Source organism: Paraclostridium bifermentans, from assembly GCF_964259345.1.
Taxonomy (GTDB): Bacteria; Bacillota; Clostridia; order Peptostreptococcales; family Peptostreptococcaceae; genus Paraclostridium; species Paraclostridium bifermentans_B.
Genome location: NZ_CAXVJR010000010.1, coordinates 82458 through 90437, shown reverse-complemented (window position 1 = coordinate 90437; position 7980 = coordinate 82458). Strand labels below are relative to the sequence as shown.

At 28.2% G+C, this 7980-nt stretch carries 7 protein-coding genes; 2 read left to right on the top strand and 5 right to left on the bottom strand.

Annotation, left to right across the window (positions count from 1 at the left end):
* The first annotated feature begins 242 nt into the window (after positions 1-242).
* Positions 243-1118 carry an aldose 1-epimerase family protein gene (locus ACEXNK_RS16010; protein WP_373601307.1) on the top strand — a complete coding sequence of 292 codons (876 nt, stop codon included), beginning with the start codon at positions 243-245 and terminating at the stop codon, positions 1116-1118.
* Positions 1119-1160: 42 nt separating this feature from the next.
* On the opposite strand, the gene ACEXNK_RS16005 is transcribed toward ACEXNK_RS16010, so the two are convergent.
* On the bottom strand, positions 1161-2282 hold the full coding sequence (locus tag ACEXNK_RS16005; RefSeq protein WP_373601306.1) for a S41 family peptidase: 1122 nt from the start codon (positions 2280-2282) through the stop codon (positions 1161-1163).
* A 155-nt stretch (positions 2283-2437) separates the two neighbouring features.
* Here ACEXNK_RS16005 and ACEXNK_RS16000 point away from each other — a divergent pair, with 155 nt between their 5' ends.
* Complete coding sequence (locus ACEXNK_RS16000) at positions 2438-3001, top strand: 5-formyltetrahydrofolate cyclo-ligase (RefSeq protein WP_373601305.1); 564 nt, start codon at positions 2438-2440, stop codon at positions 2999-3001.
* 29 nt (positions 3002-3030) lie between these two features.
* Here ACEXNK_RS16000 and ACEXNK_RS15995 read toward each other — a convergent pair whose 3' ends face one another.
* The 4 genes from ACEXNK_RS15995 to ACEXNK_RS15980 form a co-directional block, all read right to left on the bottom strand.
* Complete coding sequence (locus ACEXNK_RS15995; RefSeq protein WP_373601304.1) at positions 3031-5412, bottom strand: Lon protease family protein; 2382 nt, start codon at positions 5410-5412, stop codon at positions 3031-3033.
* Positions 5413-5527: 115 nt separating this feature from the next.
* A complete protein-coding gene (locus ACEXNK_RS15990; RefSeq protein WP_373601303.1) occupies positions 5528-5953 on the bottom strand; it encodes a hypothetical protein in 426 nt (141 codons plus the stop codon).
* A 118-nt stretch (positions 5954-6071) separates the two neighbouring features.
* Positions 6072-7007 carry a transketolase family protein gene (locus ACEXNK_RS15985; protein WP_373601302.1) on the bottom strand — a complete coding sequence of 312 codons (936 nt, stop codon included), beginning with the start codon at positions 7005-7007 and terminating at the stop codon, positions 6072-6074.
* Complete coding sequence (locus ACEXNK_RS15980; RefSeq protein WP_373601301.1) at positions 7000-7827, bottom strand: transketolase; 828 nt, start codon at positions 7825-7827, stop codon at positions 7000-7002. Before ACEXNK_RS15980 ends, ACEXNK_RS15985 begins: the two co-directional genes overlap by 8 nt.
* Positions 7828-7980 lie beyond the last annotated feature (153 nt).

The following is a 7980-nucleotide window of genomic DNA, read 5'->3' as shown; positions in this document are numbered from 1 at the left end:
ATCTGGCTTGGTTGTTTGTTGTTTAATTCTTTAAAAAGAATTTTTATAATTAACCTACTGTTTAATTTTCAAAGTTCTTGAAGTTGTTTTTCAAACTTACAAGTAATACTTTACCACCTATATTATTTATTGTCAATACATTTTTTAATTTTTATTTTATTTTTATTTTTTCACTCTTATTATATAATGAAAACGTAAACACATTAATCAAAATATTTAACTTTAGATAGGAGTAATTTTATATGCATACATTAGAAAACAATAACTTATTAATAGAAATAAATACTAAAGGTGCTGAGCTATCAAGAATATATTCAAAAACTACTAATAAAGAAATTTTATGGTGTGGAGATAGTACTCACTGGGGAAGACACTCCCCTATTCTATTTCCTATAGTAGGCAGATTAAAAGATAATGAGACAATTATTGATAATACCGTATATAAAATGAACCAACACGGATTTGCTCGTGATATGGATTTTGAGTTAATAGAAATAAAAAATAATTCTTTAACTTATAAATTAGAGGCTGATGCTTATACAAAAACTCGTTATCCTTATGACTTTGAATTATTAATAACTTATACACTTGAAGAGTCTTTTATAGATATTAAGTGGAAGGTAGTGAACAAAAGCAATTCAGATATGTATTTTTCAATAGGTGCACATCCAGCTTTTAATATTCCTTTTGAAGAAACAGATACAATCGAAAATTACTATTTAAATTTCAAATCAACAGGTAAAGTACATTCATATTCATTAGATGGCCCATTTGTGTCTAATAAGAAATCAGTCGATAACTTAGAGTTACTTAATTTAAAACCTGAACTATTTAAAAATGATGCTCTAATATACGATAATGTATATGAAGTATCTATATGCTCTAAGAACACAAACCAGTCTATAAATGTTAAGTTTACTAATTTCCCATTTGTAGGAATTTGGTCTCCTTACTATAAGGAAAGTAATTCAATTGCTCCATTTTTATGTATAGAACCTTGGTATGGAATTGCAGATTCAGTAGATAGCAACAAAGATTATAAATCAAAATTAGGAATTAATAAATTATCAACAAGTGAAGTTTTCGAAGCTTCTTATCAAATAAAAATTTGTAATTAATAAAAAAGGAGATAAGTTTTTATATTCTTATCTCCTTCTTCATTATTTTTTGATTTGTTCATTTATCCAATTCACAGCTGTATCTAACTGTTTACTCTCATCTTTAACTTCTATATCTGGTTTTATTCCTTTTTTATTTATATAATCTCCACTTGGAGTATAATACTGAGCTGTTGTAAGTTTGTATCCTGTACCATCGCTTAATCCTCTTACAGTTTGAACCAACCCTTTACCAAAAGTTGTTGTCCCTATAGCAACTCCTTTTTCATTGTCTACAATAGACCCTGTAAGTATTTCTGATGCTGATGCACTTCCTTCATTTATAAGAACAGCTATAGGTATATCTACTTCCCTCTTATCATCAGATTTAAGATACTTAGCTTTATCACTATTATCTTTAACAGATACTATAGTATCACCCTGTGGTAATATTTCATCAGCTATATCCTCACATACATCAAGTAATCCTCCTGGATTATCTCTTAAGTCTAATATTAATCCCTTCATACCCTTACTATTTAAATTATCTAAAGCTTTTTTAAAATCGTCGTATGTATGTTCATCAAAAGATGCTATTTTTATGTACCCTATGTCTCCATCAATCATTTTAGAATCAATAGTTTTCATAACTATCTCTTCTCTTTTTACATCTATATCTAAAGTCTCATTCCCTCTTTTGATTGTAAGTTTAACTTTAGTACCAGCTTTACCTTTTATCAAACTCATAGCTTTATCCATATCTTTTGAGCTAACTTCTTTTCCATCAACCTTAAGTATTTTATCTCCTGGCTTTATTCCGCTTTTTTCAGCTGGAGATCCTTCTATAGGAGATACTACTGTTATTAAGTCATCACCTTCTATAGGACTTATAACTACACCTATACCCACATATGTTCCTGATGTTTGTTCTTTTAATTTATTAAATTCTTCAACAGTATAGTACTGCGAATATGGATCATCTAGACCTTCAAACATCCCTTTTATAGCACTAGTTTCCAATTTTTCATCTTTAGTGTCTTTATAAAAATCTTTATCTATAGATTTTTTTACCCCTACAAGCTTATCGTAATCTTTGTATTTTAATCCTACAACTTGAGATGTTATCAAAGCTGTTGCAATAACAAGTATTACAGAATAAATTATAGCCCTTTTCTTAGATATCATTAAATACATCTCCTTTTACATAATATACTATAATAGTATATGTCTTAGTCTTTTTTTTATTACATGCCTTTGTTGCTATCTACTAATTATCGTATTAAACTTTTAATAGATAATAATATACCATATTATAACATAGATTAAATGGGGTGATTTTATTGAAAAATAATTTTAGAAAAAAAGTTATAAGTCTTAGAAATGAACAATCGTCTAACTTTGTAAATACACATTCTAATAAAATAATATCCAATCTTTTAGCTTTGAAAGAATTTAAAACAGCTTCCACTATAATGATTTACTTAGACTTTAATAATGAAGTTAAAACAGATTATTTAGCAAAATTTTTAATAAATTCAGGTAAAAATGTTCTCGTTCCAATCACATTAAAAAAAGAAAGACTATTAATACCTTCTCAAATTAAAAACTTGGATTCGGATTTAGCAATAGGTACTTACGGTATAAGAGAACCTAAGGATGAATGTAAAAGAATAACCTCTATAGATTCTATTGATATTCTAATAGTCCCTGCTGTAGCTTTCGATATAAATAAATATAGATTAGGCTATGGTGGCGGATTTTATGATAGGTTTATTGAAAAGTTAAGAAAAGACGCCATAACAATAGGCATAGCTTTTGATTTCCAAGTATTTAATACTATTCCAAAAGAATCTCATGATGCTAAATTAGATTATGTTGTAACAGAAAGTAGAATTATAAAGTAGAGCAAGAATATCGCTCTACTTTTTATATTTTATTTATTTTTCTTTTCTTCATCACTCTTCCTATATATTTCTAATTGGTCATTAACCTTTTTATCAATTTCATTAATTTCTAGTCCAGTTAATATTCCTAATCCTTCTTCTATATTAGAAATAGCATATATACTAAACTTGTTCTCTTTAACAGCTTCTATAATCTCATCTTTTAACATTAAATTTTTAACATTTTGAATAGGCATCATAACCCCTTGCTTTCCATTAAGCCCTTTTAACTTACAGACGTCAAAAAATCCTTCTATCTTTTCATTTATTCCTCCTATAGGTTGTATTTCTCCTTTTTGACTAACAGATCCTGTTACAGCTATATATTGTCTTATAGGAATTTTCGATATACTAGATATTATTGCATATAACTCCGTACTTGATGCACTATCTCCATCAACTCCAGAGTAATTTTGTTCAAAGGTTATTGAAGTCGATATAGATAGTGGTTTTTCTTTCCCGTATCTTTCTCCTAAATATCCAGTAAGTATCAGTACCCCTTTATCATGAATACTTCCACTTTTTTTAATTTCCCTTTCAATATTTATAATTCCACTTCTTCCTTTGTAAGTTGATGCAGTTATTTTAGATGGTTTTCCAAAACTATATTCTCCATTTCCCATAACTGCTAGTCCATTTATTTGACCTACTTTTTCTCCATCTATATCAATTAATAAAGTTTCATCTTTAAACATTTCATTTAACTTTTCTTCATACTTGTTACTTCTATATATTTTTTGATTTATTGCAGCTTCTACATCTTCTCTAGTTACAAATTTTAACTTCGAATCACTTATGGCCTCTGACTCATATATTAAATCTATAACTTTATCAAATCTAGCAGTTAATTTTTCTTTATCATCACTTATCCTAGTACTATATTCTATTATTCTTTCTATAGCACTTTTATCAAAATGCTTCAGATTATTTTCTTTACATGTATTTGATACTAATTTTATCGTATTATATATATTTTGCTTATCTTTATTTATTTCTATATCAAAATCTGCCATTATTTTAAATAAATTCCTAAAATCTTCTTCATAGCTATACAACAAGTTATATATATAATTATCTCCTATTAGTATTACTTTTATATCTAAATCTATAGGTTCTGGTTTTAATGTCGATGTCATTAAGTAACCATATTGTTTATTGAAGGACTCTATAGTTATTTTTCCAGTTTTAAGAGATCTCTTTAAACATTCCCACGAGAAAGGATTACTTAATAAATCCTTGGCATTTATAATTATGAATCCTCCATTAGCTTTATGTAGTGACCCAGGTTTAATTTCCATAAAACTAGTGGTTAAAGAACCAATTTCATTTTTATAATCTATGGATCCTGTTAAATTGTAGTACGTAGGGTTATTTTCATTTATAACTTTACATTCATTGTTTTCACTATTGTCTATTAGTAAATTAACTCCATATCTAATAAAGAACTTAATATCATTTTTAGGATTTATCATACCTAATAAGGCCATCGGATTTTGTGATGCGTCTTCTTGTGAGTTTCTAAATTTACATATGTTCTTTACAATATCATCACACATGTCCGAAATATAACTTTTTACTTTTTTATCATTTCCATACCTATCTATTAAGTATTGTTCATAAAATCCAACCAAACTTTTTCCTACATTTTTATCTAATTCATCTAACTTTTCTTTGTAACTTTCTTCACACAATTTAATTTCATTTATATACTCTTTACTATCTTGATTTAATTTTAGTCCAGCTTCTCTTAATATCTTTATTTCTTGAGGAGTTAAACTTCCGATTTCTGATTCACTTAAAATGTTACCATCATCTTTTATCGGTATACTTACTAAACCTCTTTCCGTTACTTCAAATTTAAACCCTCTAGGTTTAGCAATATCATTTAGCTTCTCTATTATTTTTTGAATATTATTTTCAAGTTCAGTCATTAATAATCTGTTGTGGTACTCATATTCTTTAGTACTAAAAATTTTAGGAACTTCATTTTTTAACTTTTCTATTATTTCTTCTATATCTTTTTTAAAAATCTTACCCTTTCCACAATCAAAAGATAATGCTATAGGTTCATTTTGATTTTTAAAATTATAAACATAAATCCAATCTTTTATATTTGTATTATCTTTTTTTATTTTATCTATTAACATATTAGTATAACTGTTTCTTCCTGTTCCGCTACAACCCGCTACGTATATGTTATATCCTTTCTGCTTCATTTTTAGCCCAAATTTTATAGCATTTACAGCTCTGTCTTGACCTATAATTTCTCTAATAGGTTCTATATCTTCAGTTGATTTAAAATTTATATCATCTAAGTTGCAAATACATTTTAGTTCATTCGAATTCAATCTAAATCTATCTAAATTAAACATCTATTCACCTCATAGCTTTGTATTTTACTATTTAGTTTTACCTAATATATATTAAATGATGTATTTTTTAGATTAAACTATAAAAACTGTGTTTAATTAAACACAGTTTTTATTTCTACTTCTCTGTTCTTGAATTCAATTCTATTCTATCTGGTAAATCTTTTAAATTCGTTTCAACAACTATATATGGATGTGATTCTTCCTTATTTTTATGTACAACTTCAACTTTCATAATATTTTTAGAATCCTCTTTAGCTAGTTTTATAGAATCAATTTCTATTCCATTTTTTTCATCTTTTCCTCTTGTTACTACAACATAAATTTTATTGTCAATTTTTACAGCTAAAGCTCTTTCTTCATCAGTATACTTCCCCATCATATCAAGTATTTTTTCTGGTATTTCAGTTTTTTGCAACATAATATAATCTATTGGCTTTGATTCATCCATAAACACCTTAGGAATAAATATAAATCCCCCAAGCACCAATATCAAAGCTATAATTCCATAGATTACTCCTTTAATATTAAACTTTACTTTCATTTTATCACCCCCATATAAATATATGAGCTTGTTTTAATTTATAGAATATATTTACATATAAAAAAAGCCATAGATTTTTAATAAAATCTATGGCTATACAATCTATATTAATTATCAACTATTTCTTAGCTATTGCTTCTTTTACACTATTAACTAATTCTTCAGCTGTTAATCCATATGCTTTTAAAAGTTCTTTTGGAGTCCCTGATTGTCCAAAAACATCTTTAACTCCAACTTTTTTAACTATAACAGGACATTCTTCACTTACAACTTCACTTACTGCAGATCCAAGTCCTCCTATTATGTTATGCTCTTCAGCTGTAACTATAGCTTTAGTTTCTTGAGCTGCTTTTAGTATTAATTCTTTGTCTATAGGTTTTATTGTAGGCATATTTATAACTCTTACGTTTATTCCTTCAGACTTTAAGATTTCATGTGCTTGTACAGCTTCATTTAACATTATTCCACAAGCTATTATAGTAGCATCATTACCTTCTCTTACAACTACACCTTTACCAATTTCAAACTTATAGTTTTCATCAAATATAGTTGGAACAGCTGATCTACCAAGTCTAACATATACTGGTCCATTGTATTTTGCTATTTCAAATATAACTTGCTCAGTTTCAACTCCATCAGCTGGTACTATAACAGTCATGTTAGGTATAGCTCTCATTATAGCTATATCTTCAACACTTTGATGAGACGCTCCATCTTCACCAACAGTTACACCTGCATGTGTAGCACATACTTTTACATTTAGTTTTGGATAACAAGCTGAGTTTCTTATTATTTCAAACCCTCTTCCAGTTGCAAACATAGCAAAACTACTAGCAAAAGGTATTTTACCAGCTGCTGCTAATCCACAAGCCGCGCCTATTAAGTTTTGTTCTGCTATTCCCATATTAAAGAATCTATCAGGAAATGCTTTTAAAAAGTCATTAGTTTTTGTAGATTTAGATAAGTCCGCATCTAAAACAACTACATTATCATTTACTTGTCCTAATTTAACTAAGGCTTTTCCATATGCTTCTCTAGTTGCTATATTACTCATTATCTGCACCCCCTAATTCAGCTAAAGCTTTTTCTAAATCAGCATCACTTGGAGCTGTTCCATGCCAAGAAGCATTATTCTCCATAAATGATACACCTTTACCTTTTACAGTCTTAGCTATAATCATAGTAGGTTTTCCTACTGTGTCTTTAGCCATATCAAGAGCAGCAAATATTTGATCAAAGTCATGTCCATCTATTTCTATAACATTCCATCCAAAGCTTTTGAATTTATCCATTATAGGACCTATATTCATAACTTTTTCTACTTCTCCATCTATTTGTAATCCATTGTAATCTAAGAAAGCTACTAAATTATCTAATTTATAATGAGCCGCACTCATAGCCGCTTCCCAAACTATACCTTCTTGAACCTCTCCATCTCCAAGTAAAGTATAAACTCTCCATGGTGCATTATCTAACTTAGATGCCATTGCCATACCACAAGCAACAGAAAAACCTTGTCCTAAAGAACCAGTAGACATCTCAACTCCAGGAGTTCCTTTCATATCTGGATGCCCTTGTAGCATAGCTCCTATTTTTCTTAATGAGTCTAATTCTTTCTTGTCAAAATACCCTTTTTCAGCTAATGTTGAATATAAAACAGGAGCTGCATGTCCTTTTGATAACACAAATCTATCTCTATCCTCCATCTTTGGATTTCTAGGATCTACGTTCATTTCATCAAAATAAAGTGCTGTTAATATTTCAACTGCAGATAACGATCCCCCAGGATGTCCAGACTTAGAACCATGTATCATAGTAACTATATTTTTTCTTATGTTACGTGTAATTCCATTTAATACTTTATGGTCTCTCATGTAATTACCTCCTTATATTTATGAGTAAAACTACTGCCTCGATATTATGTACTTTGCAATTGTATCATACTAATTCCATATTATTATATCACTTTTTGCATTTTTTTTGCTGAAAAATATAAAAAAAATTATTGATATACGTATATTATATAT

Excerpts from the sequence above, each read along its gene's own strand:
- ACEXNK_RS16010 (WP_373601307.1), top strand. The coding sequence starts at position 243 with ATGCATACATTAGAAAACAATAACTTATTAATAGAAATAAATACTAAA.
- ACEXNK_RS16005 (WP_373601306.1), bottom strand. The coding sequence starts at position 2,282 with ATGATATCTAAGAAAAGGGCTATAATTTATTCTGTAATACTTGTTATT.
- ACEXNK_RS15995 (WP_373601304.1), bottom strand. The coding sequence starts at position 5,412 with ATGTTTAATTTAGATAGATTTAGATTGAATTCGAATGAACTAAAATGT.
- ACEXNK_RS15990 (WP_373601303.1), bottom strand. The coding sequence starts at position 5,953 with ATGAAAGTAAAGTTTAATATTAAAGGAGTAATCTATGGAATTATAGCT.
- ACEXNK_RS15985 (WP_373601302.1), bottom strand. The coding sequence starts at position 7,007 with ATGAGTAATATAGCAACTAGAGAAGCATATGGAAAAGCCTTAGTTAAA.
- ACEXNK_RS15980 (WP_373601301.1), bottom strand. The coding sequence starts at position 7,827 with ATGAGAGACCATAAAGTATTAAATGGAATTACACGTAACATAAGAAAA.